Source organism: Rhodanobacter sp. UC4448_H15 (assembly GCF_052978265.1).
Genome location: NZ_CM129665.1, coordinates 2119964 through 2143033, shown reverse-complemented (window position 1 = coordinate 2143033; position 23070 = coordinate 2119964). Strand labels below are relative to the sequence as shown.

Genomic DNA, 23070 nt, shown 5'->3' with positions numbered 1-23070 from the left:
TCCGGTACCGGCGGTCAGCCGGACCGAACCGCGCTCAATTGCCGACGTGATGGCTGGGCGTGTCGATCAGGCCATGCACGGTCATCAGATGCGCAAGGCTGAGCACATGATCCACCTGCAACTTCTCCATCAGGCGCTGCTTGTAGGTGGAGACGGTTTTCGGGCTCAGGTTGAGCTGCTCGCCGATGATCGTGAGCGGCTTGCCGCGCACCAGCATCATGGCCACTTCCAGCTCCCGGCTGGAGAGCGCATCGAACGGCGAGACGCTGCCGTCGAGCGTGGCCAACGCAAGTTGCTGAGCCACCGCCGGGGCCAGGTAGCGGCGCCCGCCAGCCACCTGTCGCACGGCCGCCACCAGCTCGTCCGCGTTGCAACCCTTGGTCAGGTAACCCAGCGCGCCGGCATCGAGCAGGCGCTTGGGGAAACGCGCGTCGTCGACCACGGTCACGATGACGATGTGGGTCGACAGCTTGGATCGGTTCACCCGTTCGGTGAGCTCGATCCCGCTCATCCCGGGCATGTGCACGTCCACCAGGGCGATGTCCGGCGACAGGTTGCGAATCAGGCGCAAGCCTTCTTCCGCACTGCCCGCCTCGCCGCTGACCTCGATGTCCGGCTGCTGTTTCAGGATCATCTGAAAGCCGGTGCGCACCAGCTCATGATCGTCCACCAGGACCACACTGATCACGTGACGCCCTCCTTGGTTGGGTTGTTTGAAAGTAGGCCGGCCGCCACCCCATTGCAAGCGGCCGGCACAGATTCTTGCACTGAACTGCACCGACCGCGCGCGCCCGCCAATCAGGCCCCTGTACAGCGGGTGTCGAGGGCCGGATGCATCCCCTGACCGTCGTCCGCCTTCGCGAAACGGGCCAGCACGACATGCCCGCGCGCACCCGCCATCTCGACGCGGACCGGCTGGCGCGAACGCCGGTGTTCGTCACGCGCAACGGTTCGCGCCAGTTCGATCGCCTGCCGCAGCGGCAACTGGCTGAACAGTGCGGCATCGTGCCGACACACGCTCCAGCCGTATCCCGAGCAGCGCAGCGAAATCGTCAGCATGCAGCCATCCCCTTGCATGACGCCGGACATCAGCCCCTAACCCTCATCCCCGCAAACGCAGGCAGGATGGCACGCCAGTCCGCTGCCGATATGTCGGTGCAATCCTACGGAAGCTGTGCGGAAACTCGCCGTGCACATGCCTGGAACGATCGAGATGCAAGCGCCATGGCCCACGCAGCCATCGAACGAAAAAGCCGCCTTGCGGCGGCTGTTCGCGATCCTGGCCGCAGATGGCCAAGGTCAGGGTTGGTGCCAAGGGGGGCATCACAATGTAAGGAATACCAAAGCTTTCGAGACACCACAAGGAAAGTTACTCTCAAAGTTACTCACACCAAGCTGCTATTTCCCTGTTTCTTGGAAGAAGGCCCACGCGGCAGAAATCAGAGGGACGGTCGGGTCCTTTCCGCAGTACTGCTTGATCCATTCCTCCATCCCCGGAAAGTCAGTTGCGATCTCTCGCCCACGCTGCGCACTCACACCAGAGGCAAAGCCGGCGAGCCAATGGGTGTAGGCGTCGGAAACCCCAGGGCGCTGCCACTGTGAGCGGCTCTGCAAGTAGGAGCCGCAAGACGCCTGTCCAAGACCGAAAACTGTCGATAGCCCGGCTTTCGCTTTGGCGGTCGCATAGGTGAATGTCACGACACATCCGATCCGGGGCGCGCTGGCGTACGTCACCCTGCCCTCAGGACCTGTGCATCGATACACGGCCGCCGCTTCTGAACTCGCCTGTCCACCGCCATGCTCAGCCGCGTTTGCCATAGAAGCCACCATGAAAACGAAAAAGACGATCGCGTATTTCATGGATTCCCTCGTCCATCCGGCCATTTCCACTCCTTTCTACTTTGCAAATTCGGGCGCCGTCAGCTCTGACGACTTCGCGTGCACGATCGCACATCTCGCACCGTGTAACGAGATCATGACTTTTGGATCCGCCTCGTGCGCGCGCGGGCGCGCGCGCGATGCTGGCGGAATTGGTGACCCGCCTATCGCCGCACCCGACTCAGCACCGCCTCTACCTGCTCCACGAGGCGCTCACGTGCAAGTCGCAAGTTTCGGGCAACCATTGCCTTTCCCTTCGCTGGCCGTGACCCATCACTGAATCCGCCGTGCAACTTGCAACGCCCTGAGTACAGCGCCAGAGCGCGGCAAGGCCGGCCGGACTTCGTCGGCGCATTGCATGAATCCGGATCATCGCCAGCGTAGTCATCAGAAAGGCCGCGCCGCGTGGTGCCTGATCGGTTGGATGACGTATTCATCGGTGGCCCTGCTGCGCCTGTTGGATCAAGTCGGCCGCGGCCTTCATGGCGTGCCAGGAGTGCGTCTCTGACTTGCCGATAATTCAAGGTGATCTCGTCACCGTCATTGATCTGGCGTGCCGCCATGCCAATCAAACCCTCTCGCACGAGGACGGCCACGCTATTGGGGTCGGGGTCGTGGTTGATGTAGCGGCCGCACGTCGTCCACCCGCTGCCAACCATGAGCGTGCACACGTGCTCTCCTGTCTTGAGACCGCTGCCACTGAACACGCCGAGCCCCTCAATGGCTGAAGGCGACACGCGATGCCTGCAATCGCTGGCGACGTGGATGGGGGCCGGCAGCGTCAATGCAGCGGCGTCCATCTGCGCCTGCGTTACCCCAATTTCGCTCAGGAAATCCCGGAAGTCCGCGGCGCGCCGGTTCGTAGTAGGGAGCGTCATAGTCATTGCTGCGGCTCGGTCGTTTCACGGTCTGTCATGAGCGCCAGCAACTGCGGCTTGTGCTCGCGAAGCATGTGCAGCAGTTCGGGCGGGGAACCGGGCTTGAGCCCATGCACGACGATCTGGTCTCCGCGACGGTCGAGAACGAGACCAGCGGCCCAGGCGATCAACAGGACTTCAATGGTGGTCATATCGTCACACTCCCGATTTGCTCGCCTGCGTTGTCTCTTTCGGCCAGAGGGGTGCTTTTATCCGCGACACCGCGACAAGCCTTGTCTGGTGCGGGCTGCAGGGTTTCCTCCATCCGCGACGCAGGTGCATGTGTCTCGGATGGCAATGCCCCGGAAACCGCACTGCTATGCGGTTGTCGCGGTGTCGCGCTTGAAAAGGGGGTGTCGTCCGAAAGGTAACGGCGGAAGGCTTCGCGGAAGTCCGCAAGCATGTAGCTCTTGAGCTTTGCGCCGCCCGGCAAACGTGCATCCTTCGGCCTGATGGCGAACTCACTCAGACGCGCAGCGAGCTGGCGAACGGTGAGCGGTTTGCCGCGGTTCCACGTCGACCAGGGCGTTTCTTCGTCATCAATGAGCGCGCGGAGAAGCTCCTTGCTGGCGATGCGGCTGGCGCCTCGTTCATCGAACACGGTCTTGACGTCCCGCAGCAACTCGACGCCGATGCTTGGGGTTTCCTCCTCCACGCCGTGAAGCGCCAAGGCCGCCGCGCGTGCCCGCCGCGGCCATTCCCCGCCCACCTCGTCGGCGATGGCAAGCAACGGTTCCCAGCAGTCTTGCGCGCGGTCGCCCAGGCCCGCCGCGGGTGCCGGGTGCGCCATGCCGACCGCGTGGCGTCGGTCATCCGCCCAGCGCGTCAACTGCGCTTGAAGGTCGGCCCACGGTTGCGGGTCGGATCGCCGGATGTTGGCGGCTACCTCGCCGGCCGCCTTGCGCCGCATGCGCAGCGGAATGGAACGATCCTCGATGGTCCCAGCCAGCTTGCCGATGCCACAAAGGATCTTCGGCGCCCAGGTGCTGAACTGCGTCGGCGTGTTGTCGTCGCCCGTGCAGCGGATGACCACGGCGGTCTCGCGGTACAGGCCGGAATTGATCAGCCCGCGCGCTTCCTCGTTGTCTTTCAGGAAAGCGTCCACCTCGTCAATGCCCAGCGTCGGCGCCCAGCGCTCCACCGTGCGAAAGATCGCCGCCGGGGAAATGCTCGCCACCGACAACGGGCGATGGCAAAGCCGCATCATCGCCGTGAGTAGTACCGTCTTGCCGCAGCGCATTTCCGGCGCGCTGATATGCGCCAGCGGCGACACGGTGAGCGCGTCCATGCAGTAGGTGTGCGCCACCCACAAGGCCGCCGCGCAGATCGTGGGCGGATCGGCGATGACGTGCTGCGCGATGATCCGGTATATGCCCGCGAGCATGGCCGCGCCGTCCACGGGCGAGGGCCACGGATCCACGTCTGGAAACAGCTCAACGGTGCCGGCGTCGTCCTTCGGCGTGGTCAACTTGTCCAGCTCGCCGACGCTGACCTTCGCTGCTTTCGCAGCAGCACGCACGCGCTGATACCGCGCCGGGTCGGCCTGCCGTACCTTGGCCAGCGCGTCCAGTACATCGCGCGTGAACAGGGCGCCGGGGTCGCTGTCCAGCTCCCGCATGGCGAGTTCGATGCAGTCGGGTTCCGGTGTCTCGCCCTTCGATTCGGCAGCGGATTGCGCGGAAGGCTTCACGCGATCCAGCATCGCCAGCTCTCTGTCTGCCCGATCCTCCAGCGAGCGAATCGCCGGCGGTAACGGTTCGGTGGCGTGCGTCATGCCAGCACCTCTCGCGCCCGTGTAATGCGCTCCTCTGCCTGCTCCAGCCGCTCCACGTCGCCGGCAGGCAGCGCCTTGCCGGCGAGCATGTCGCGTGCGGCCAGCATTACCACCAGCGACTCGCGGCCCAGCACCCCGAGCGCGGCAGCCCAGGCACTGCGCCTGAACGCCTCGCGCGCACGCTGGCGCGCTTCCGGCGACGGGTCGCGGATGCGCTCAGGGAACAGGTCGGCTAGCTCAAGGCCCAGCGTGCCGAGAATGGCTGGGGTGTCGTGGCAGGCAAAGCACGCCAGCAGAATGCGTCCGTCGTCGGCTTCCGTGATCGACAGCGAACCGCGCGCCTTCGCGTGACCATTCGGACAGTTCGCGCGCCAACCGTCGCCACTACGGCGCACGCCGTCCAATCGGGACAGCAGCATGGTGGCGTTCATCGCAACACCCCCAGCACGATCAGCAAGGACAACGCCACGATGCACACGGCAACGGCGCACTCGCCGCAGCCGTCCAGGCGCTCGGCGAAGCGATACAATCGACGCCAGACAGTGCGCAACACCTTGCCGCCTCGACGTTCCCGCGTCGGGGCGGTGCTGCTTTTGGGGCGGATCATGCGGCGTCCCCGGCCAGTGACTCGACGAAGGCCACTACGTCGGCATACCGCCAGACAGTGACGCCGGGGGACAGCTTGATGGGCTGGGGCGCCTTGCCGGCCTTGACCCATGCCCACCACGTCGCGGCCGAGACACACAGCAGGCCAGGCTCACCCGTTCGGCGATTGTTGGCGATTTCAGAAACGCGCAGGTAAGCGCGGGATGCGATGACTTCGGTACTCATGTGACCATCCTTTGCGGGTTTGGATGGTCACGGACAATATGCACCTGATTGATTGCCCGATAGGACACAACATCAGAGAAGAAGGGGCGTTCTGTCCAACGTCTATTTTGGCTTTCGCGCTGCGCTCTTCACCCCTTCCTCAAATGCCTCCATCGCCTCCCGGAAGGTCGCCCGCTTGATCTCAAGATAATTCCTGATTGCACGATCGGGATCGGGATTCCCACCCACTGCCGCGTAGCAGATTCCAACCACCCGAGAAAAGACACAGCCAGGCGAACGCGACGCATCAAACTCGGCAGGGTACGGTGGTGCTGGCGGGTTCGCCTTGGCATCTGCAACCATGTCGGCAAGAGTTTCATGGCCGTATGTTGTTCCCACTCGGGGGCCATATGCCTTTGTCCAGCCATACAGCAGTGCGCGATCAATCGCATTCACAGGCCTTGGGTCGGCGCTGCTATACCGCGTCGGCCCACTTGGCATAGTCGCGACGCCATCCCGTGCAGCCACCGCCAGTGCGTGCAGGCGAGGAATCAAGTGATGCATCGACGTAGGGCCGTCATCATCCATGCGGTCTCCTTGCCAATAGCCCTCCTCGATTCGGCCAAGTGCCTCGCCTCGCGCGGCGTCCGATGGAACGGCTATGGCGGCAAGCACCTGCATCAGTTCGGTTGAACGCTTCTCCACATCTTTCAAAACTGCTTTCACGGCATTGCGTGCGGCGGGCTTGAATAGTGTTCGGCGAACTACGCTCAATGCGGTGCGCAATTCACCCACTTGCTCATCACACAAGCCAAGACTTTTCAGCTCGCGCACTTGATCGGCAGTGAAATCAGGACGGGTCGACACGCGCACACCTCTGCGCCCTTCAACAGGTGCCGCGCCAGCCGGGGAAGGTGCCCGGTTTTCGGGGATCAGCCTAGGCGCGGCGTTGAAACGGTCAGATGGCGCCGGCGTGCCGGCCTACCTGATTGTTGAGATTTTCGAGGGTCATCGCCAGTCCGTAGGCTTGTCCACCGTCACTACCAAACTCTTCCAGTGCGTCGTAAAGGCTGCTGATAACGGCTTCCATGGAGTTGAACAACACGCATATCTCGGAGAGCTTTTCCGATGAGGCGAGATCACGGCCTTTTGTGCTCATGCGATTGCCCCTGTTGTCTTCTCGATCTTGGCGATCGCGTCGGCTTTGGCCTGTTCGCCATAGTCACCAAGTAGTGCGTGCGTGTACCAAAGCTCATGACTCAGCGCCTGCGTCTGATTACGCGCGAAAGCCAAAAGGGCTTGCTGCCCTTGATGCAGATGCCACAGGAAGCCCTCAGACCACTTGCCCTTGGTCTCTCCGTCGATGTCCTCCATGATGATCGTGCTGATTGCCTCAGCACCATTCAATGCCCAAACGGCACTCTCGGCAAGGCCGTTCCTGTCGAAGCCAACATCCTCAAGCACCGGTTTGAAGGGCGGAATGGATTCATCGGTTACACTTTTCGTTGCCATGATCGTTCTCCATTGGAACGGTTGTGGAAGGCGGGCCGGGTGCTCGTAACACCCGGTTCCGCCGCTTACCGGGCCAGGCCCGATTCTTCATGCCGGCGTCGCATCGCGTGCGACTCAACCAGCCTTGCTCTTGAACGCGACTACCTTGCCGCCAGCGCGCAAGCCATCCAGGTAGTCCGCCCACGCCTGCATCATGCGGGTGCGTTCGTCCAGGTACTGCGCGGCGTGCGTGTAGGCCTCGCGCACCTTGTTCGATTCGGCATGGGCCAGCTGGCGCTCGATCGCGTCCGGCTTCCAGCCCATTTCGTTGAGCCGCGTCGCCGCCATGCCGCGGAAGCCGTGGCCGGTCATTTCCTCACCGGAGTAACCCAGCCGGCGCAGCGCGGCATTGATAGTGTTCTCGCTCATGGGTCGGCTGGCGGTGCGCAGGCCCGGGAACACGTAGCGGCCTCCGCCGGCGAAGGTCTGCAACTCGCGCAGGATCGCCACCGCCTGGGTGGACAGCGGCACCAGGTGCGCGGCTTTCATCTTCATGCGCTCGCCGGGGATGCGCCACATCGCTTCGTCCAGGTCGAACTCGGCCCATTCGGCTTGTCGCAGTTCACCAGGCCGCACGAACAGCAACGGAGCCAGCTTCAGGGCGCACAGGGTCACGTACTGGCCGGTGAAGCCGTCGATCGCGCGCAGCAGCTCGCCCACTTGGGCCGGGTCGACGATGGCGGCATGATGCTTCACCCTGGGCGACTTCAACGCACCGCGCAGGCTGCCGGTCGGGTCGTTGTCGGTGATCCCCTCCAGGATGGCGTAGCGGAACACCTGCCCCGCCTTCACCTTGGCCCGTTTGGCGGTTTCCAGCTTGCCGGTGGCCTCGACCTTGCGCAGGGTGTCCAGCAGCTCGCGCGCCGTGATCTCGCCAATCGGCCGGCTGCCCAGGTCCGGGTACAGGAACGATTCCAAGATCCAGCGGGACTTCGCCGCGGTGATCTCGGCCACGTCCTGCCGGGCCATCCACTGCTCGCTCACCAGGCGGAAAGTCGGGACAGGGGCCGCGGCTTCCGCCTTCGCCTCCTTGCTGGCCTGCCGTTCGGCGCTGGGGTCGACGCCCTGGGCGACCTGGGCCCGGGCCGCGTCACGCCTCAGCCGGGCTTGCGCCAGCGTCACGCTCGGATAGGTGCCCAGGCTCAGCATCTTGGCCCTGCCGTCGAACCGGTAGCGGTAGCGCCAGCGTAGCGCCCCGGACGTCGGCACCTCGACCGCCAGCCCGTTACCGTCGGCCACCCGGTACAGCGCGCCGCGGGGGCGCAGGGAGCGCAGCTTGATCTCGGTCAGCATGTGAGTAACTCCGCCGTGAGTAACCGGCCACCCGGCCTTGTTACTCCCAAAGTTACTCACAGTTCTGACCGGATGCAATAGGCCCGTATCGGACGATATGGGACACTCGGGCACAAAAAAACCCGCCAAGTAGCGGGTTTCGTTGTGTTTCTCGGACTCTATCGGACGTCCTGAAACAGTCTATTGGTGCCCAAGGGGGGACTCGAACCCCCACGCCTTTCGGCGCTACCACCTCAAGGTAGTGCGTCTACCAGTTCCGCCACCTGGGCAGGTGTGTTGCTTCAGTGCTTTGTTGGCTCCGACGGCTTTGCCGGCGGCACGTCGCCCTGGCTCTGGGCCGGCGCTGCGTTCGTGGCGGCGGGCGCCGCTGCCGGAACGGCCTTGCCGGCGGCCGGCTTGGCCGCGGGTACTTCCGAACCGTTGGTTGCGGCCGGCGGTGTCGCCGCTGCGGGTGCAGGCTGTTCCGTCGAACCGGCCATCACGCCCAGGCCGCCGCCGGCGGGCTGTGGCGCGCCGTTGGCATGCAGGTAAATGCCCATGCCGAGGCTGAGCAGGAAGAACAGCCCGGCCAGCACGCCGGTGGCGCGGGTCAGGAAGGTCGACGAACCCCGCGCGCCGAACACCGTAGCCGACGCGCCGCCGCCGAAACCGGAACCGGCATCCGCGCCTGCACCGTTCTGCAGCAGGATCAGCACGATCATGGCCGCAGCGATCAGGATGTAAAACACGCTGAAAATGACGAACATAGGTTTGTATTCGAGCCTGTGTACTAGCTGCCCTGGGGCGCCTGGTGTGCGGCGGTGCAGATGGCCAGGAAGTCCGCAGCAGTCAATGAGGCACCGCCGATCAGGCCACCGTCCACGTCCGCCTGCGCGAACAACTCGGCGGCATTCGCCGCCTTGACGCTACCGCCGTAAAGCAGTCGGGTCAGACGGGAAAGTGTAGCATCTTCGGTTTCCAGTTGGCTACGAATGAACGCATGCACCTGCTGCGCCTGTTCCGGCGTGGCGGTACGGCCGGTGCCGATCGCCCAGACCGGCTCGTAGGCGATCACCGCGGTGTCGAAACTGGCGATGCCCGAGCTGCGCAGCACGGCCTGCAGCTGGGCGGCGATCACGCTTTCGGTGGCATCGGCTTCGCGCTGCTGCAGGGTTTCGCCCACGCACAGGATCGGCGTGAGGCCCGCCGCGCGTGCAGCGGCGAACTTGCGCGCCACCAGCTCGTTGTCCTCATGGTGGTACTGCCGGCGCTCCGAATGGCCCACCAGCACCCAGCGCGCGCCGACATCCGCCAGCATCGCGCCGGACACTTCGCCGGTGAACGCGCCCTGCCCTTCGTGCTCGCTCAGATCCTGCGCGCCAAAGCCGATGCCGCTGTCACGGTGCTGCGCAGCCAGTTCGGCCAGGTAGGGAAAAGGCGGGAACACGTTCACGTCGATCGACGCCGGCTTGGCGGCAGCAAGCTCGTCGACGAGCGCGGCGGCCATCGTGCGACTGCCGTGCATCTTCCAGTTGCCAGCGACCAGTTTCTTGCGCATGGTGTGCTTCCGTAGCCGTCAAAACGGCAAGCTTAGCCAGCGCCCGCGACATCGGCAAACCCGCCGGTCACGCGCGGCGGCACTCACAGGGAACACCGATGACACCTGCTCGCCCGCTCAGCCTGGTTACTGGCGCCTCTTCCGGCATCGGTGCGGCGTTCGCCCGCCAGCTTGCCGCACGGGGCCATGACCTGGTGGTCACCGCGCGCCGTACCGAGCGCCTGCAGGAGCTGGCGACGGAACTGCACGCGACGCACTCGACCACGGTCACGGTGCTGTCTTGCGACCTGGGCGAGCCGACGGCGGTGGTGGACCTTTGCCATGCCATGGAGCAACGCGCCCTGCGGGTGGACTGGCTGGTCAACAACGCCGGCTACGGCGTGCCCGGCAGGTTCGACGCCAATGACTGGCCGGTGCATGCCGATTTCCTGCGCGTGCTGCTCACCGCGCCCACCGAGCTGGCCTGGCGATTGCTCCCCGGCATGCGCCAGCGCGGATACGGTCGCATCATCAACGTGGCCTCGCTGGCCGGGCATGTTCCGGCGCCGGCCGGCCACACCTTGTATGCGGCGAGCAAGGCTTACCTGATCAAGTTCTCGCAGGCGCTGGCACTGGAAAACAGCGCGTGCGGCGTCCATGTCAGCGCGCTGTGCCCGGGCTTCACCTGGTCGGAGTTCCACGACGTCACCGGCACGCGCGCAAAAATGGACAAGCTGCCCGGCTACATGTGGCTGACCGCCGACGAGGTCGTGCGCCGGGGCATTGCCGCGGTGGAGCGTGGCGACGCGGTCTACATCCCGGGCCGGATCAACCGTTTCATCAAGACGGCGCTGCAGCTGATGCCGGACCGATTGGCACTGCGGCTGTCGGCACGGCAAGGCACGCGTTATCGCGACACGGAAACCCACTGACATGTCGCTGATGCCGACGCAGATGCGTCCGCTCCCCTATCGCAAACCACAACAAGGCCGCGATTACTGGGTGGTGGACGATGTCCTGGCGAATGCCGGTGAAGTGCGCGAACGCTGCCTGGCCCGCACCGACTGGGAACTCGGCTACCCGCACACGGGTGAAGTCTGGCCCGGCATGCGGGCCATGCCCGCCTTGCTCGATGGGGAACTGGCGGCACTGGATGCGCGAGTCTGCGCACTGACCGGTGCGGCCAGGGTCTGGGTCGAGCATAGCGAAGCCGGCACCCGGCTCAACCACAATTGCGTGCAGGTCGTCGGCTCGGTCGAAGGCTCGGTGAAGCCGCACACCGATTCCTCGCACCTGTGCCGCTACGCCGCCGTGCTCTACCTCAACCCGGGCGTCCCGGACCACTGCGGCACCAGTTTCTTCCGCCAGCGCATGCCCGGCGGCCAGCTCGGCGGCAACATCGTGTTGCCGCCGCATCGCAACCTGGCCGAGGCCCTGGGCAACCGTTTCGTGCGCCCGGATGCGTTCGTCGAAGACGTGCGCGTGGCGCACCGCTGGAACCGGCTGCTGGTCTACAAGGCCAACCTGATCCACAGCGCCAGCGCGTACTGGGGACTGGAGATGGCGGCCAAGCGCATGACCGCCGTGTTCTTCTGGATGGCGTAATCCTCCGGAATCAGCTTGCCGCGGACCGCCTGCGTTCGTCGGCTATGATCCTGCGGCGCATGTCCGCGCGCTTGCACCACACAGGGGGAATTCTCATGGATCGACTGTTGAAAAGGACGGTACTCGTGCTTCTGGCCACGCTGGCGCTCGTTGCCTGTACCTCGGCGCCGCTGAAGCCCGCCGCACCGATCGCCGTGCCGACCGGGGTCAGCCAGGCGCAGGTCAAGGCCAGCATCATCAATGCTCTCGAAGGTCGCGGCTGGACCCTGGACAATCTTGCCGACGGCGACATCCTCAGCACGCTGCACATTCGCGAACATACCGCCACCATCCGCATCACCTACGACGCCGCGGCGGTGAACCTCACCTACCTGCGCAGCACCAACCTGAACTATCGCGAGAAGGGCGCTCAGCGCAGCATCCATCGCAACTACAACGGCTGGATCGACTACCTGGAACAGGACATCCGCCGCAACCTGCAGAACACCCACGCGCTGGAAAACCAGTAGCAACGGCATCGCGGGGCGCCCGACGGGGCGCCCCGCATCCCGGCCCTAGATCAGCTTGATCTCGCGCAACCGCTGCAGCAGGTATTCGTGCGAGCTGATCGAGGTGTCGTAGCGGCGCGGGTTGTCCGGCGTGATGCAGGAATCGAGCGGATCGAGCATCACGTCCGGGTTCGGGTGCAGGAAGAACGGCACCGAGTAGCGCGGCTTGCGCGCGTTCTCGTTCGGCGGGTTGACCACGCGATGAGTGGTCGACGGATACACGTGGTTGGAGAGGCGCTGCAGCATGTCGCCGATGTTCACCACGATCGCGTCGCCCTCGGTGGTGATCGGCAGCCACTCGCCCTCGCGGGTGAGCACTTCGAGCCCTTCGGCGCTGGCGCCGACCAGCAGGGTGATGAAGTTGATGTCCTCGTGCGCACCGGCGCGCACGTTCGGCACATTCTCGTCGGTGATCGGCGGGTAATGGATCGGCCGCAGGATCGAGTTGCCGACGTCGGTCTTGTCCTCGAAAAAGTTCTCCGGCTGCCTGATGTGCAGCGCCAGCGCGCGAAGCACGCGCGTGCCGAGCTGGTCGAGCGCCTCGTACAGGCCGTAACCGTAGCGCTTGAAGTCGGGCACCTCGGCCGGCCAGAGGTTCGGCGGCATCAGCTCGGCAAACTTCGAATCGCGCGGGATCTCGCGGCCGATATGCCAGAACTCCTTGAGGTCGGCGTACTGGCTGTCCTTGGCCGTCTCGACCTTGAAGGGCGTGTAGCCGCGCGCACCGCCGCTGCCCGGCACGTGGTACTTCATCTTGGTCTCGGTGGGCAGCGCGAAGAAACGCCGGAACACGTCGTAGGAGCCGTCGATCAGCTCGCGCGCGATGCCGTGGCCGCTGATGCAGCAGAAACCGAATTCGCGGTAGGCCGCACCGATTTCCGCGACGAAGGCGTTGCGGTCGCTGTCGTAACGGCGGATGTCGAGGGTGGGAACGTGCTTCATGGGTGAACGTCCATTGGAGGGTCGTGCGGTCGATTGATCCGCCACCGCAGGGGGCGGGGCACGTCGGGCCAATCCATGGCGACCCGGTACTACCTCAGGTTCACGAGCGTTCGGCGGCGGATTTTACCGTTCCGGCGAGGCGATCCGCCAGTTGCCGCACTTCGTCCGCGTCGGCGCCCTCGACCGTGACCCGTACCACCGGCTCGGTGCCCGAAGCGCGCAGCACCACCCGGCCGCGCCCCTGCAGGACGCGCTCGACCTCGCCCAATGCAGCGCGCACCGCGTCGCTCCGCAGCGACTCGCGCGCACCCTCGGCGCGCACGTTGAGCATGACCTGCGGAAACTTCTGCAGCCCCTGGCGCGCGCTGGCCAGGTCATGGCCGGCATGCGTCAGTGCTTCCAGGACGGCCAGCGCTGCGATGATGCCGTCGCCGGTGCTGGCCCGGTCCAGGCAAAGGATGTGGCCGGAAGTTTCACCACCCAGCACACCCTGGTGCTGCTGCAGTTGCTGCATGACGTAGCGGTCGCCGACGTTGGCGCGGATGAATGGCACGCCGAGGTCATCCAGCGCCTGCTGCAACCCGAAATTGCTCATCAGGGTGCCGACCACCGGACCGGCCAGCAGGCCCTGCGCGCGCAGGTGTCGGGCGAGGATGAACAGGATGTCGTCGCCATCGGCGAGTTCGCCATGCCGATCGACCAGGATCACCCGATCGCCGTCGCCATCGAACGCCACGCCCAGGTCGGCCGCATGCGCCAGCACCGCCTGCTGCAACGCCTCCGGATGGGTCGAACCCACTCCATCGTTGATATTGAAGCCATCGGGCTTGTCGCCGATCGCCACCACCTCGGCGCCCAGTTCGGCAAACACTTTCGGCGCGACCTGGTAGGTGGCGCCGTGCGCGCAGTCGAGCACCAGCTTGATCCCGCGCAGGCTGAAATCCTCGGCTACCGTGGCCTTGCAGAACTCCGCGTAGCGCGCCACCGCATCGGCGACGCGCACGGCCTTGCCCAAGCGCTCGGAGGCGACCGTGGCGAACGGCGCCTCCAGCTCCGCCTCGATCGCCAGCTCCACCGCGTCGGAGAGCTTCTCGCCGGCGGCGGAGAAGAACTTGATGCCGTTGTCGTGGTGCGGATTGTGCGAGGCGCTAATCACGATGCCGGCCTGCGCACGCATGGAGCGCGTCAGGAACGCCACGGCCGGCGTGGGCATCGGGCCGAGCAGGCCGACGTCGGCGCCGGCCGCCACCAGCCCGGCCTCCAGCGCCGCCTCGAACATGTAGCCGGACACGCGCGTGTCCTTGCCGATCAGCACCCGGGGCCGTTCGCCGCCCTCGCGCCCGAGCACCGCGCCGACGGCGCGGCCCAGCTGCAGCATGAAATCGGCACTGATCGGCCACTGCCCGACCAGGCCGCGGATACCGTCGGTGCCGAAATACTTGCGTTCTGTCATCGTGATCTTCCGAGAAAGGATGGGCGCATCGAACGGGGCGTTTTCAGTCGTCGTCCGGCCAGCGCGGCGCAGGTGGGCGATCGTCCCGGCGCGGCGCCGCGTCGGCCGCCTGCACCGCACTCCATACCGCCAGCGCATCGACCGTGGGCAACACATCATGCACACGCACGATGCGGGCACCACGCTGCACTGCGATCAGCGCCGCGGCCACCGAACCGGCCGCGCGATCGGCCGGCGTGGCGCGGCCGGTCAGGGTGCCGATCATGCGCTTGCGCGAGAGACCGGCGTACACCCCGCTGCCCAGGCTGGTGAAACGATCCAGCGCGCACAGCAGCGCAATATTGTGTTCCAGCGTCTTGCCGAAGCCGAAACCGGGATCGACCACCACCTTGCGCCGGTCGATGCCCGCCAGCTCGCAGGCAAACAGGCGATCGGTGAGGAAACGATGCACCTCGGCGACGACGTCGTCGTAATGCGGGTCGTCCTGCATGCTGCGCGGCTCGCCCAGCATGTGCATCAGGCACACCGGCACGCCCAGCTCGGCTGCCGCCTCCAGCGCCCCGTCGCGGCGCAGCGCGTACACGTCGTTGATCATGCCCGCACCCGCGGCCACCGCCGCGCGCATCACCTGCGGGCGCGAGGTGTCGATGGAGATCGGCACCGTCGTGCGCGCCGCCAGCTGCTCGATCACCGGCAGCACGCGGCGCAACTCCTCCTCGACGGAGACCTCGTCGGCGCCGGGACGGGTGGATTCGCCACCCACGTCGAGCATGTCCGCGCCCTCCTCGACCATGCGCACGCCGTGCGCCACCGCGTCGTCCACGTTGGCGTGGATGCCGCCGTCGGAAAACGAATCAGGCGTGAGGTTGAGGATGCCGACCACGCGCGGGCGATCCAGCGACAGGGCGCGACCGGCGCAGTCCAGTACCGGTGCAAACCATTCGTTCGTCATGCTGATGTCTCCGCGCCGTGCCCTGCTGCCCGCGGGCTCATCCGCCCGTGCCGCCCAGCTCGCCCATGTAGCGCCGGTAATGGCGCAGCTCGGCGATGGAATCGCGGATGTCGGACAACGCCGTGTGCGCCGATTCCTTGCCCACGCTCTTGGCGATTTCCGGCGCCCAGCGACGCGCCAGTTCCTTCAACGTGGACACGTCGAGGTTGCGATAGTGGAAATAGCGCTCCAGCCGCGGCATCTGCCGGTGCATGAAGCGCCGGTCCTGGCAGATCGAGTTGCCGCACATCGGCGACTTGCCTGGCGGCACCCAGGCGCGCAGGAACTCCACGGTGGCCTGCTCGGCCATCGCGTGGTCGGTCTGCGAGTTCAGCACCTGGCGCCACAGGCCGGATTTGTGATGCTGGTTGATGTTCCAGCTGTCCATGGATTCCAGCCGGTCGATTTCATGGCGTATCGCGAAGACCGGGCCATCGGCCAGCACGTTGAGGTTCTTGTCGGTAACCACCGTGGCGATCTCGAGAATCGAATCATTGTCGGTGTCGAGGCCGGTCATCTCCAGATCGATCCAGATCAGGTTTTCTTCGTTGGCTTGGCTCATGGAATCTCCTTGTGCGACCCAGTTTATCAGCCTTGCCCGTGACGGATGCCTGCATGCGATCATCGCCGGATGCAGACCTTCTTCTGGCACGACTACGAGACCTCGGGCGCCGATCCACGCCGCGACCGCCCACTGCAGTTCGCCGGCATCCGCACCACGTTGGAGCTGGAAATCGTCGGCGAACCCGTGATGTTCTACGGCAAGCCCCCGCTGGAGATGCCGCCTCATCCGGACGCCTGCCTGATCACCGGCATCACGCCGCAGCAGGCCGAGCGCGAGGGCGTCGGCGAGGCCGACTTCGCCGCCCGCGTGCATGAACAGCTGGCCGCACCAGGCACCTGCGGAGTCGGCTACAACTCGCTGCGTTTCGACGACGAATTCACCCGGCAGATGCTCTACCGCAACTTCCACGACCCGTACGGCCGCGAATGGGAGAACGGCAATTCGCGCTGGGACCTGATCGACCTGGTGCGCATGTGCCAGGCGCTGCGCCCCGAGGGCATTGTCTGGCCGACCCGCGAGGATGGCTCGCCGAGTTTCAAGCTGGAGCACCTGGCCAGCGCGAACCGGCTCAGCCAGGAGCGGGCGCATGATGCCCTGTCCGACGTCCGTGCGCTGATCGACCTGGCCCGGCTGATCCGTGTGCGCCAACCGCGACTGTGGGACTGGTACTACGCGTTGCGCCGCAAGCAGAAGGTGTTCGACCTGCTCGACGTGGTGAACATGACGCCGCTGGTGCACGTCTCCTCGCGCTACCCGGCCAGTCGCCACTGCCTTGCACTGATCGCGCCGCTGGCCGCGCATCCGGGCCGCGCCGGCGAAGTGATCGTGTACGACCTGGCCACCGATCCGGTCGAATGGCTGGCGCTGGACGAAGACGAGATCGCCGACCGCATCTTCACGCCGCGTGCCGATCTCCCCGAAGGCATCGAACGCATCCCGCTGCGCACGGTGCGGGCAAACCACGCACCGGCGCTGGCGCCGCTGTCGGTGCTGCAAGGCGTGGACCTGCAGCGCCTGCAACTCGACCTGGAGCGTTGCCTCGCGCATCGCGACACCTTGCGCGCGGTCGACGGGCTGGCCGAAAAGCTGCGTCGCGTGTTCCAGCGCGCCGCGGAGTTTCCTCCGCCGGAAGATCCGGAGCTGGCGCTCTACAACGGCTTCCTGCCCGATGCCGACAAGCGCCTGCTGGCCCAGGTACGTGCCACGCCACCGGCAGAACTGGGCACGCGCGCGTTTCCATTCCGCGACCCGCGCTATCCGGAGCTGCTGTTCCGCTACCGCGCGCGCAACTGGCCCGAGACGCTGGACGTGGAGGAACACGTGCGTTGGGGTGCATTCCGCCAGGCACGGCTGACTCGCCACACGCCGCTGACCGGACTCACGCTCGATGACTACTTCGCCCGCCTCGGCGAGCTGCGCCACGATCCGGCCGCGCAGGACAAGCTGCCCCTGCTCGATCAGTTGCAGGCCTGGGGCGAGCAACTCGCCCACAGCATCGACGGAACGTAGGGCCGGCGCTGCCCGCCACCGCGACACGCCCAAAGCCCGGCGCAATGCCCGCCCCACCCTCGACGAACCACCATGCCCAAGAGCTATTTCACCCCCGCCACCTTCCGCTTCCTGCGCGCTCTGGAACGCAACAACCATCGCGACTGGTTCCACGCGCACAAGGACGACTACGAGCGCCACGTGCGCGAGCCGTTCCTCGTCCTGATCGCCGACCTGCAGGCGCCGCTGGCGGAGATCAGCCCGCACTACCGCGCCGACCCGCGCAAGAACGGCGGTTCGCTGTACCGCATCTACCGCGACACGCGCTACTCCAACAACAAGCTGCCGTACAAATCCTGGCAGGGCTCGCGTTTCACCCATGAGCGACGCCACGAGATCCAGGCGCCCGGTTTCTACCTCCACATCGAACCCGGCGACTGTTTCGCCGGTGGCGGCATGTGGCATCCGGAACCGGACGCACTGAAGCACATCCGCGAATTCCTGGTCGACAATCCGGAAGCATGGAAGCGCGCCACGCGAAGCAAGACCTTCCGGGAGCACCTGCAGCTCGCCGGTGAATCGCTGATCCGCCCGCCGCGCGGCTACGACCCGGCGCATGAGCTGATCGAGGATCTCAAGCGCAAGGATTTCATCGCCAGCACCGGCTTCAGCGAAGCGCTGGCCTGCTCTGACGAACTGCTGCCGTGGACGGTCGCCACCTTCAAGCGCGTCGCTCCGCTGGTCGACTATCTGTGCGCCGCGCAGGAGCTGGAGTTCTGATCGCCCACGGCAGGAGCCCGCTCGCGGGCGATGCTCTTGTCTTCGTGCGCGCAGGGAAAAGCATCGCCCGCAAGCGGGCTCCTACGCATGCCGGCGACGAAGTTGCGTGTACGCCACGCCCATCCCGATCACCGCGGCGAACGCCACGTAATGCGCCGGCGCCAGCACGCCGAACTGCTTCACCAGCAGGCCGATCAGCGGCGGCGTGATGCCGCCGAACACTGCGTAGGCGATGTTGTACGAGAACGACAATCCGGAGAAGCGCACCGCGGGCGGGAACGCCACCACCATCAGCGCCGGGACCACGCCGACCACGCCGACGGCCAGCCCGGCGAGCGCGTACAGCACGAGGAAATGCGCCGCCCCGAAGCGCAGATCCAGATACAGCGCGTAGCTGCACACCACCAGGCCGGCCGCGCCGAACAGCAGCGCGCGCGCAAACCCGATTCGATCCGCCAGGACGCCATAGCCCAGACAGCCCAACGCCAGCGCGACGGAGGCCACGGTGTTGCCGAGGAACGCCCGCGCCGGCGCCACATGGAACACCGACTGCACCAGCGACGGCGTCATCAGGACGATCACCAGGATCGCCGCGGTGAGCATCCAGGTCACCAGCATCGACAGCAGCACACTGGGAAAATGCTGCTCGAATACTTGCCGCAGCGGCAGGCCGCTGGCCAGCTCTCGCCGGGCGTGCATCGCCTCGAATACCGGCGTCTCGCTGAGCCAGCGCCGCAGCCACACCGCTAAGAAACCGAACACGCCGCCGACCAGGAACGGCACGCGCCAGCCCCAATCGAGCACGGTCGCCGGGCTCATCCGGCTGTTGATCGCCGCCGCCGCCAGCGAGCCGATCACGATGCCCACGGTCAGCCCCGAAGTGAGGCTGGCGCAGGCAAATCCCACCCGTCGCGCCGGCACGTGCTCGGCCACGAACACCCACGCGCCGGGTACTTCGCCTCCCACCGCGATGCCCTGCACCACCCGCAGCGACAGCAAGGCCAGCGGCGCCAGCATGCCGACCTGCGCGTATACCGGCAGCAGGCCGATACCCAGCGTGGGCACCGCCATCAGGAACACGCTGAGCGTGAACATCCGCTTGCGCCCCAGCTTGTCGCCATAGTGGGCCATCACGATGCCGCCCAGCGGCCGCGCGAGGTAGCCCGCCGCGAAGATGCCGAACACCTGCAGCTGCGCCAGCCACGGCGCGGTGTCGTGCGGGAAGAACAGCTGGCTCAGCGGGATCGCGAAAAACACGAACACCACGAAGTCGTAGAACTCCAGCGCGCCGCCCAGGGCCGCCAGGGTCAGCGTGCGGATGTCGCGGCGACCGAGAGTCCGGTCATCCGTGATGTCACGCTGCAACACGAGGCCATGTTCGATCATCGTCAGTTTTCCGGGAGCCGCCGTGGCCGCCGCGGAAACATAACCCAAAAACCGGTCCGCCCGATCGACCTGGGTGCTCGGGCTGCGAGCCGTTTTCCGATGGGTCTCCGGCGCGACTGGCCGGGGATTTCAAGCCCGGTCGACCGGCTGGAGCAACCGGCGGGGGCGACTCCGCCTGAGCGACAAGGCGTGCGACCGGCCCGGTCGCGCGCCGCGTCTCACGCCCGGGCAAACGGAAACGCCAACACGTCGGCGATCGCGTCGGTATCGGCCAGGCACATCAACAGACGCTCCACGCCCAGCGCCACGCCGGCGCAAGCAGGCATGGCATCGAGCACGTCCAGCAGGTTCTCGTCCAACGGGATCTCGCGCAGGCCGCGCTCGCGGCGTACCGCGTTGTCGCGCTCGAAGCGCCCGCGCTGCTCGGCCGCATCGTTCAACTCGTGGTAGCCGTTGGCCAGCTCGTAACGGCCCAGATACAGCTCGAAGCGCTCGGCCAGCGGCGGTTCGCCGGGGCGAATCTTCGCCAGTGCACACTGGCTGGCCGGATAGTCGTGGATCACCGTGATGCGGTCGCGCGGAAACGCCGGCTGCAGCTTGTGGGTGATCAACAGGTCGAGCCAGTCGTCACGGCCAAGCCCGTCCGGGCCGATGCCGAACGCGGTCAGCGGCGCACGCAGTTCGTCCACCGGCGCATGCAACGGGTCAATGCCCAGCCCGTCCAGGAACAGCTGCCGGTACGTGGTCACCCGCACCTCGGCGCGCCGCCCCACCAGCCCCAGCGCAGCCTCCACCAGCACGATGGTTTCCTGCATCAGCCGGCGATGGTCCCAACCGACCCGGTACCACTCCAGCATGGTGAACTCGGGGTTGTGACGCCCGCCCGCCTCGCCGTTGCGAAACACCCGGCCCAGCTCGTAGCAGTCGCCGACACCCGCCGCGAGCAGCCGCTTCAGCGGGTACTCCGGCGAGGTGCGCAACCAGCGCTCGCGCGCACCGGCATCGACATGGCCGCTGAAGGTCGTGCTGAAACCCTGCATGTTCGGATCGGTATTGCCGGCTGCCGACAGCACCGGGGTTTCCACCTCCAGCACGTCGCGCGTGGCGAAATACGCGCGGATCAGGGCGTACAGCCGTGCACGCAAGCGCAGGGCGTCAGGCAGGGCGAGACTCATCAACCCGCCCCGTGCTCGTCGAGCAAGGCCAGCAACTGCGCCTCGTCCCAGACCGGCACGCCAAGCTCCTGCGCCTTGTCCAGTTTCGAGCCGGCTTCAACGCCTGCCACCACCACGCTGGTCTTTTTCGAGACCGATCCGGAGACCTTGGCGCCCAGCGCCTCCAGCCGATCCTTTGCCTCGTCGCGGCTGAGCGAGGCCAGCGTGCCGGTGAGCACGAAGGTCTGCCCGTCCAGCGGCGCCGTGGCCACGGCCGCGCCGGCGGGAATCGCATCGAGCAGGCGGTGCATCGCTGCCTCGGCATCGCGCAACGCAGCCTGTGCAGCGGGATCGGCCAGGAAGGCTTCCAACGCCGCCGCCGCGGCCTGCGGCACGCCAGCGGTGATCCAGTGCGCCGCGCCCGCGGCGAGCAGGCGATCGAGCGTGGGGAAATGCTGCGCCAGCAGCTTGCTGCTCTTGGGACCGAGCTTGTTGATCCCGGCCATGTCCAGCAGCACGCCCAGATTCAGCCGCTCGCGCAGCTGCGGCGAAGGCGCGCTCTCGTCACTGAACACGATGCCGGCCTCGAGCAGCGCATCGACCACCTGCTGGTTGCCCGCCTGCGCGAAGAAGCCGGCGATCGAGGTGGCCACTTCGGCGCCAACGTCAGGCAGCACGCGCAGTACCGGCGCCGGCATGGCGCGCACGACATCGAGCCGGCCCAGCCACGCGGCCAGCGTCTTGGCCGTGCTCTCGCCGATATGCATGATGCCCAGCGCGAACAGGAAGCGCGCCAGCGTGGTGTGCTTGCTGGCCTCGATGCCGGCGACCAGGTTCTCGGCCCACTTGGTCGCCACCTTGCCGGCCTTGACCGTTTCGGGCGTGGTGCCATCCCGTTCGTCGATCGCCTGCTTCATCGCCACGAAGCTGTCGACGGTGAGCGCGTACAGATCGGCTGGCGAGTGCACGATGTCGAACTCCACCAGCGCCTCGGCGAAGCGCTCACCCAGGCCTTCGATGTCCATGGCACGACGCGACGCGAAGTGGATCAGTGCCTCCTTGCGCTGTGCCGCGCAGATCAGTCCGCCGGAGCAGCGCCAGGCGGCGGCGCCCTCTTCGCGGATCAGCGCCGAACCGCACACCGGGCATTGCGCGGGCATCGTCCACGGCACCGTGCCGGGCGGGCGCTGGCCCTCGACCACGCGCACCACTTCCGGAATCACGTCGCCGGCACGGCGCACGATCACCGTGTCGCCGATGCGCGCATCCAGCCGCGCGACCTGGTCGGCGTTGTGCAGCGTGGCGTAGGTGACGGTGACGCCGGCCACTTGTACCGGCTCCATCCGCGCGCGCGGCGTGGCGGCGCCGGTGCGGCCGATCTGCACCTCGATGTCTAGCAGGCGGGTGGTTTGCTCCTGCGCGGGAAACTTGTGCGCGATCGCCCAGCGCGGCGCGCGCGAGACGAAACCCATCTCGCGCTGGCCTTCGTAATCGTCCAGCTTGTAGACCACGCCGTCGATGTCGTAAGGCAGGCTGTCGCGCCTGGCGCCGATGCGCCGGAAATAGGCGATCAGGCCATCGAAGCCACGTGCGATGTCCACTTCCGGCGACACCGGGAACCCCCACTCGCGCAGCTGCCGCAGCGTGGCCGAATGGGTCGGCGGCAGCTCGCCGCCCTCGACCACGCCGATCGCGTAGGCGAAGAAACTGAGCCGCCGCTTCGCGGTAATCGCCGGGTCGAGCTGGCGCAGCGAGCCGGCAGCGCCGTTGCGCGGATTGGCCAGCGGCTTCTCGTCGTGGGCGCGGGCGTATGCGTTGAACGCCTCGAAATCCTTGCGCAGCATGATCACCTCGCCGCGTACTTCGAGCACCTCGGGCCAGTCCTTGCCGCGCAGCTTCAACGGGATCGCCCGCACCGTGCGCAGGTTGGCGGTGACGTCCTCGCCCGTTTCGCCGTCGCCGCGGGTGGCACCCTGCACGAACACGCCATGCTCGTAGCGCAGGCTGATCGCCAGGCCATCGAGCTTGGGTTCGACCGAGAAAACTGGTTCAGTCCGTTTTGTCGTCTGCTCGATGCGCCGCTCGAACTCGGCCACCTCGTGGAAGCGTTCGCGATCGGTCTCGCCGTCCTGCTCGAAGGCATTGCCGAGCGACAGCATCGGGATCGCGTGGCGCACCTCGGCAAAGCCGCCGTGCGCGCGTGCGCCGACCTTGCGCGTCGGTGAATCGGGTGAGGCCAGCGCCGGGTGTGCGGCTTCCAGCGCTTCCAGTTCGCGCATCAGGCGGTCGTACGCGGCATCGGTGATGTCCGCGTCGTCGAGCACGTGGTAGCGGTAATTGGCCTGCTCGATCTGCGCGCGCAGTGCGGCGGCGCGGGCCAGGATGTCGGCGGGAACGGCGGTTGCGGCCATGCGGGTCT

27 protein-coding genes and 1 tRNA gene are annotated in these 23070 nt (G+C 66.4%); 5 read left to right on the top strand and 23 right to left on the bottom strand.

Going from position 1 to position 23070, the window contains the following annotated elements:
* Positions 1-34 precede the first annotated feature (34 nt).
* The 16 genes from ACVCMI_RS09625 to tpiA form a co-directional block, all read right to left on the bottom strand.
* Positions 35-688 (bottom strand): response regulator, encoded by a 654-nt coding sequence (locus tag ACVCMI_RS09625; protein ID WP_447098990.1) that lies wholly within the window; start codon positions 686-688, stop codon positions 35-37.
* A 110-nt stretch (positions 689-798) separates the two neighbouring features.
* A complete protein-coding gene (locus ACVCMI_RS09620) occupies positions 799-1059 on the bottom strand; it encodes a hypothetical protein (RefSeq protein ID WP_447098991.1) in 261 nt (86 codons plus the stop codon).
* 339 nt (positions 1060-1398) lie between these two features.
* Positions 1399-1860, bottom strand: a complete 462-nt coding sequence (locus ACVCMI_RS09615) for a DUF4124 domain-containing protein (RefSeq protein ID WP_447098992.1) — start codon at positions 1858-1860, stop codon at positions 1399-1401.
* 182 nt (positions 1861-2042) lie between these two features.
* Positions 2043-2762 (bottom strand): HGGxSTG domain-containing protein, encoded by a 720-nt coding sequence (locus ACVCMI_RS09610; protein WP_447098993.1) that lies wholly within the window; start codon positions 2760-2762, stop codon positions 2043-2045.
* Positions 2759-2947: a hypothetical protein gene (locus ACVCMI_RS09605; protein WP_447098994.1), complete on the bottom strand. Its 189-nt coding sequence runs from the start codon at positions 2945-2947 to the stop codon at positions 2759-2761. Before ACVCMI_RS09605 ends, ACVCMI_RS09610 begins: the two co-directional genes overlap by 4 nt.
* Positions 2944-4569 carry a DUF3631 domain-containing protein gene (locus tag ACVCMI_RS09600; protein WP_447098995.1) on the bottom strand — a complete coding sequence of 542 codons (1626 nt, stop codon included), beginning with the start codon at positions 4567-4569 and terminating at the stop codon, positions 2944-2946. Before ACVCMI_RS09600 ends, ACVCMI_RS09605 begins: the two co-directional genes overlap by 4 nt.
* Positions 4566-5000: a hypothetical protein gene (locus tag ACVCMI_RS09595; RefSeq protein ID WP_447098996.1), complete on the bottom strand. Its 435-nt coding sequence runs from the start codon at positions 4998-5000 to the stop codon at positions 4566-4568. The genes ACVCMI_RS09600 and ACVCMI_RS09595 overlap by 4 nt, the downstream gene beginning before the upstream one ends.
* Positions 4997-5176: a hypothetical protein gene (locus tag ACVCMI_RS09590; RefSeq protein WP_447098997.1), complete on the bottom strand. Its 180-nt coding sequence runs from the start codon at positions 5174-5176 to the stop codon at positions 4997-4999. The genes ACVCMI_RS09595 and ACVCMI_RS09590 overlap by 4 nt, the downstream gene beginning before the upstream one ends.
* The gene (locus tag ACVCMI_RS09585; RefSeq protein ID WP_447098998.1) at positions 5173-5400 is read right to left on the bottom strand and encodes a helix-turn-helix transcriptional regulator; all 228 of its coding nucleotides are present in this window, start codon (positions 5398-5400) and stop codon (positions 5173-5175) included. Before ACVCMI_RS09585 ends, ACVCMI_RS09590 begins: the two co-directional genes overlap by 4 nt.
* Before the next feature lie 102 nt (positions 5401-5502).
* Positions 5503-6246, bottom strand: a complete 744-nt coding sequence (locus ACVCMI_RS09580; protein ID WP_447098999.1) for a hypothetical protein — start codon at positions 6244-6246, stop codon at positions 5503-5505.
* 91 nt (positions 6247-6337) lie between these two features.
* Positions 6338-6538: a hypothetical protein gene (locus ACVCMI_RS09575; RefSeq protein WP_447099000.1), complete on the bottom strand. Its 201-nt coding sequence runs from the start codon at positions 6536-6538 to the stop codon at positions 6338-6340.
* Positions 6535-6891, bottom strand: coding sequence for a hypothetical protein (locus ACVCMI_RS09570; RefSeq protein ID WP_447099001.1), 357 nt, complete (start codon positions 6889-6891; stop codon positions 6535-6537). Before ACVCMI_RS09570 ends, ACVCMI_RS09575 begins: the two co-directional genes overlap by 4 nt.
* 114 nt (positions 6892-7005) lie before the next feature.
* On the bottom strand, positions 7006-8223 hold the full coding sequence (locus ACVCMI_RS09565) for a tyrosine-type recombinase/integrase (RefSeq protein ID WP_447099002.1): 1218 nt from the start codon (positions 8221-8223) through the stop codon (positions 7006-7008).
* A gap of 184 nt (positions 8224-8407) precedes the next feature.
* A tRNA-Leu gene (locus ACVCMI_RS09560) sits at positions 8408-8492 on the bottom strand.
* A 12-nt stretch (positions 8493-8504) separates the two neighbouring features.
* Positions 8505-8969, bottom strand: coding sequence for a preprotein translocase subunit SecG (secG, locus tag ACVCMI_RS09555; RefSeq protein ID WP_447099003.1), 465 nt, complete (start codon positions 8967-8969; stop codon positions 8505-8507).
* A 23-nt stretch (positions 8970-8992) separates the two neighbouring features.
* Positions 8993-9760, bottom strand: coding sequence for a triose-phosphate isomerase (tpiA, locus tag ACVCMI_RS09550; protein ID WP_447099004.1), 768 nt, complete (start codon positions 9758-9760; stop codon positions 8993-8995).
* Positions 9761-9858: 98 nt separating this feature from the next.
* On the opposite strand from tpiA, the gene ACVCMI_RS09545 reads away from it, so the two are divergent.
* The 3 genes from ACVCMI_RS09545 to ACVCMI_RS09535 all read left to right on the top strand — a co-directional run bounded on the left by ACVCMI_RS09545 (position 9859) and on the right by ACVCMI_RS09535 (position 11853).
* A complete protein-coding gene (locus ACVCMI_RS09545) occupies positions 9859-10671 on the top strand; it encodes an SDR family NAD(P)-dependent oxidoreductase (protein WP_447099005.1) in 813 nt (270 codons plus the stop codon).
* Between the two features lies 1 nt (position 10672).
* Positions 10673-11344 carry a DUF6445 family protein gene (locus tag ACVCMI_RS09540; RefSeq protein ID WP_447099006.1) on the top strand — a complete coding sequence of 224 codons (672 nt, stop codon included), beginning with the start codon at positions 10673-10675 and terminating at the stop codon, positions 11342-11344.
* A gap of 95 nt (positions 11345-11439) precedes the next feature.
* Positions 11440-11853, top strand: a complete 414-nt coding sequence (locus tag ACVCMI_RS09535) for a hypothetical protein (protein ID WP_447099007.1) — start codon at positions 11440-11442, stop codon at positions 11851-11853.
* Positions 11854-11898: 45 nt separating this feature from the next.
* On the opposite strand, the gene ACVCMI_RS09530 is transcribed toward ACVCMI_RS09535, so the two are convergent.
* The 4 genes from ACVCMI_RS09530 to orn form a co-directional block, all read right to left on the bottom strand.
* Positions 11899-12834: an isopenicillin N synthase family dioxygenase gene (locus ACVCMI_RS09530; protein ID WP_447099008.1), complete on the bottom strand. Its 936-nt coding sequence runs from the start codon at positions 12832-12834 to the stop codon at positions 11899-11901.
* Between the two features lie 100 nt (positions 12835-12934).
* Positions 12935-14287, bottom strand: coding sequence for a phosphoglucosamine mutase (glmM, locus tag ACVCMI_RS09525; protein ID WP_447099009.1), 1353 nt, complete (start codon positions 14285-14287; stop codon positions 12935-12937).
* Between the two features lie 43 nt (positions 14288-14330).
* Entirely contained in the window at positions 14331-15239 is a 909-nt protein-coding gene (folP, locus tag ACVCMI_RS09520) for a dihydropteroate synthase (protein WP_447099010.1), read from the bottom strand.
* A 37-nt stretch (positions 15240-15276) separates the two neighbouring features.
* The gene (orn, locus tag ACVCMI_RS09515; protein WP_395118278.1) at positions 15277-15840 is read right to left on the bottom strand and encodes an oligoribonuclease; all 564 of its coding nucleotides are present in this window, start codon (positions 15838-15840) and stop codon (positions 15277-15279) included.
* Between the two features lie 69 nt (positions 15841-15909).
* Between orn and sbcB the strand changes: the two genes are divergently transcribed.
* Positions 15910-17352, top strand: coding sequence for an exodeoxyribonuclease I (sbcB, locus tag ACVCMI_RS09510; protein ID WP_447099011.1), 1443 nt, complete (start codon positions 15910-15912; stop codon positions 17350-17352).
* A 72-nt stretch (positions 17353-17424) separates the two neighbouring features.
* Positions 17425-18111 (top strand): DUF2461 domain-containing protein, encoded by a 687-nt coding sequence (locus tag ACVCMI_RS09505; RefSeq protein ID WP_447099012.1) that lies wholly within the window; start codon positions 17425-17427, stop codon positions 18109-18111.
* 81 nt (positions 18112-18192) lie between these two features.
* Here ACVCMI_RS09505 and ACVCMI_RS09500 read toward each other — a convergent pair whose 3' ends face one another.
* From ACVCMI_RS09500 to ligA, 3 genes are all read right to left on the bottom strand, one after another.
* Positions 18193-19497, bottom strand: coding sequence for an MFS transporter (locus ACVCMI_RS09500; protein ID WP_447099013.1), 1305 nt, complete (start codon positions 19495-19497; stop codon positions 18193-18195).
* 218 nt (positions 19498-19715) lie between these two features.
* Positions 19716-20672, bottom strand: coding sequence for an EF-P lysine aminoacylase EpmA (gene epmA, locus ACVCMI_RS09495; RefSeq protein ID WP_447099014.1), 957 nt, complete (start codon positions 20670-20672; stop codon positions 19716-19718).
* Entirely contained in the window at positions 20672-23062 is a 2391-nt protein-coding gene (gene ligA, locus ACVCMI_RS09490; protein WP_447099015.1) for an NAD-dependent DNA ligase LigA, read from the bottom strand. Before ligA ends, epmA begins: the two co-directional genes overlap by 1 nt.
* Between the last annotated feature and the right edge of the window lie 8 nt (positions 23063-23070).

Bases quoted from the DNA above. Each gene is read 5' to 3' on its own strand.
- sbcB (WP_447099011.1), top strand. From the start codon at position 15,910: ATGCAGACCTTCTTCTGGCACGACTACGAGACCTCGGGCGCCGATCCA.
- ACVCMI_RS09505 (WP_447099012.1), top strand. From the start codon at position 17,425: ATGCCCAAGAGCTATTTCACCCCCGCCACCTTCCGCTTCCTGCGCGCT.
- ACVCMI_RS09615 (WP_447098992.1), bottom strand. From the start codon at position 1,860: ATGAAATACGCGATCGTCTTTTTCGTTTTCATGGTGGCTTCTATGGCA.
- ACVCMI_RS09535 (WP_447099007.1), top strand. From the start codon at position 11,440: ATGGATCGACTGTTGAAAAGGACGGTACTCGTGCTTCTGGCCACGCTG.
- ACVCMI_RS09565 (WP_447099002.1), bottom strand. From the start codon at position 8,223: ATGCTGACCGAGATCAAGCTGCGCTCCCTGCGCCCCCGCGGCGCGCTG.
- ACVCMI_RS09620 (WP_447098991.1), bottom strand. From the start codon at position 1,059: ATGCTGACGATTTCGCTGCGCTGCTCGGGATACGGCTGGAGCGTGTGT.
- ACVCMI_RS09600 (WP_447098995.1), bottom strand. From the start codon at position 4,569: ATGACGCACGCCACCGAACCGTTACCGCCGGCGATTCGCTCGCTGGAG.
- tpiA (WP_447099004.1), bottom strand. From the start codon at position 9,760: ATGCGCAAGAAACTGGTCGCTGGCAACTGGAAGATGCACGGCAGTCGC.
- orn (WP_395118278.1), bottom strand. From the start codon at position 15,840: ATGAGCCAAGCCAACGAAGAAAACCTGATCTGGATCGATCTGGAGATG.
- ACVCMI_RS09575 (WP_447099000.1), bottom strand. From the start codon at position 6,538: ATGAGCACAAAAGGCCGTGATCTCGCCTCATCGGAAAAGCTCTCCGAG.
- glmM (WP_447099009.1), bottom strand. From the start codon at position 14,287: ATGACAGAACGCAAGTATTTCGGCACCGACGGTATCCGCGGCCTGGTC.
- ligA (WP_447099015.1), bottom strand. From the start codon at position 23,062: ATGGCCGCAACCGCCGTTCCCGCCGACATCCTGGCCCGCGCCGCCGCA.
- ACVCMI_RS09590 (WP_447098997.1), bottom strand. From the start codon at position 5,176: ATGATCCGCCCCAAAAGCAGCACCGCCCCGACGCGGGAACGTCGAGGC.
- ACVCMI_RS09595 (WP_447098996.1), bottom strand. From the start codon at position 5,000: ATGAACGCCACCATGCTGCTGTCCCGATTGGACGGCGTGCGCCGTAGT.
- ACVCMI_RS09545 (WP_447099005.1), top strand. From the start codon at position 9,859: ATGACACCTGCTCGCCCGCTCAGCCTGGTTACTGGCGCCTCTTCCGGC.
- ACVCMI_RS09610 (WP_447098993.1), bottom strand. From the start codon at position 2,762: ATGACTATGACGCTCCCTACTACGAACCGGCGCGCCGCGGACTTCCGG.
- secG (WP_447099003.1), bottom strand. From the start codon at position 8,969: ATGTTCGTCATTTTCAGCGTGTTTTACATCCTGATCGCTGCGGCCATG.
- folP (WP_447099010.1), bottom strand. From the start codon at position 15,239: ATGACGAACGAATGGTTTGCACCGGTACTGGACTGCGCCGGTCGCGCC.
- ACVCMI_RS09605 (WP_447098994.1), bottom strand. From the start codon at position 2,947: ATGACCACCATTGAAGTCCTGTTGATCGCCTGGGCCGCTGGTCTCGTT.
- ACVCMI_RS09530 (WP_447099008.1), bottom strand. From the start codon at position 12,834: ATGAAGCACGTTCCCACCCTCGACATCCGCCGTTACGACAGCGACCGC.
- ACVCMI_RS09500 (WP_447099013.1), bottom strand. From the start codon at position 19,497: ATGATCGAACATGGCCTCGTGTTGCAGCGTGACATCACGGATGACCGG.
- ACVCMI_RS09570 (WP_447099001.1), bottom strand. From the start codon at position 6,891: ATGGCAACGAAAAGTGTAACCGATGAATCCATTCCGCCCTTCAAACCG.
- ACVCMI_RS09585 (WP_447098998.1), bottom strand. From the start codon at position 5,400: ATGAGTACCGAAGTCATCGCATCCCGCGCTTACCTGCGCGTTTCTGAA.
- epmA (WP_447099014.1), bottom strand. From the start codon at position 20,672: ATGAGTCTCGCCCTGCCTGACGCCCTGCGCTTGCGTGCACGGCTGTAC.
- ACVCMI_RS09540 (WP_447099006.1), top strand. From the start codon at position 10,673: ATGTCGCTGATGCCGACGCAGATGCGTCCGCTCCCCTATCGCAAACCA.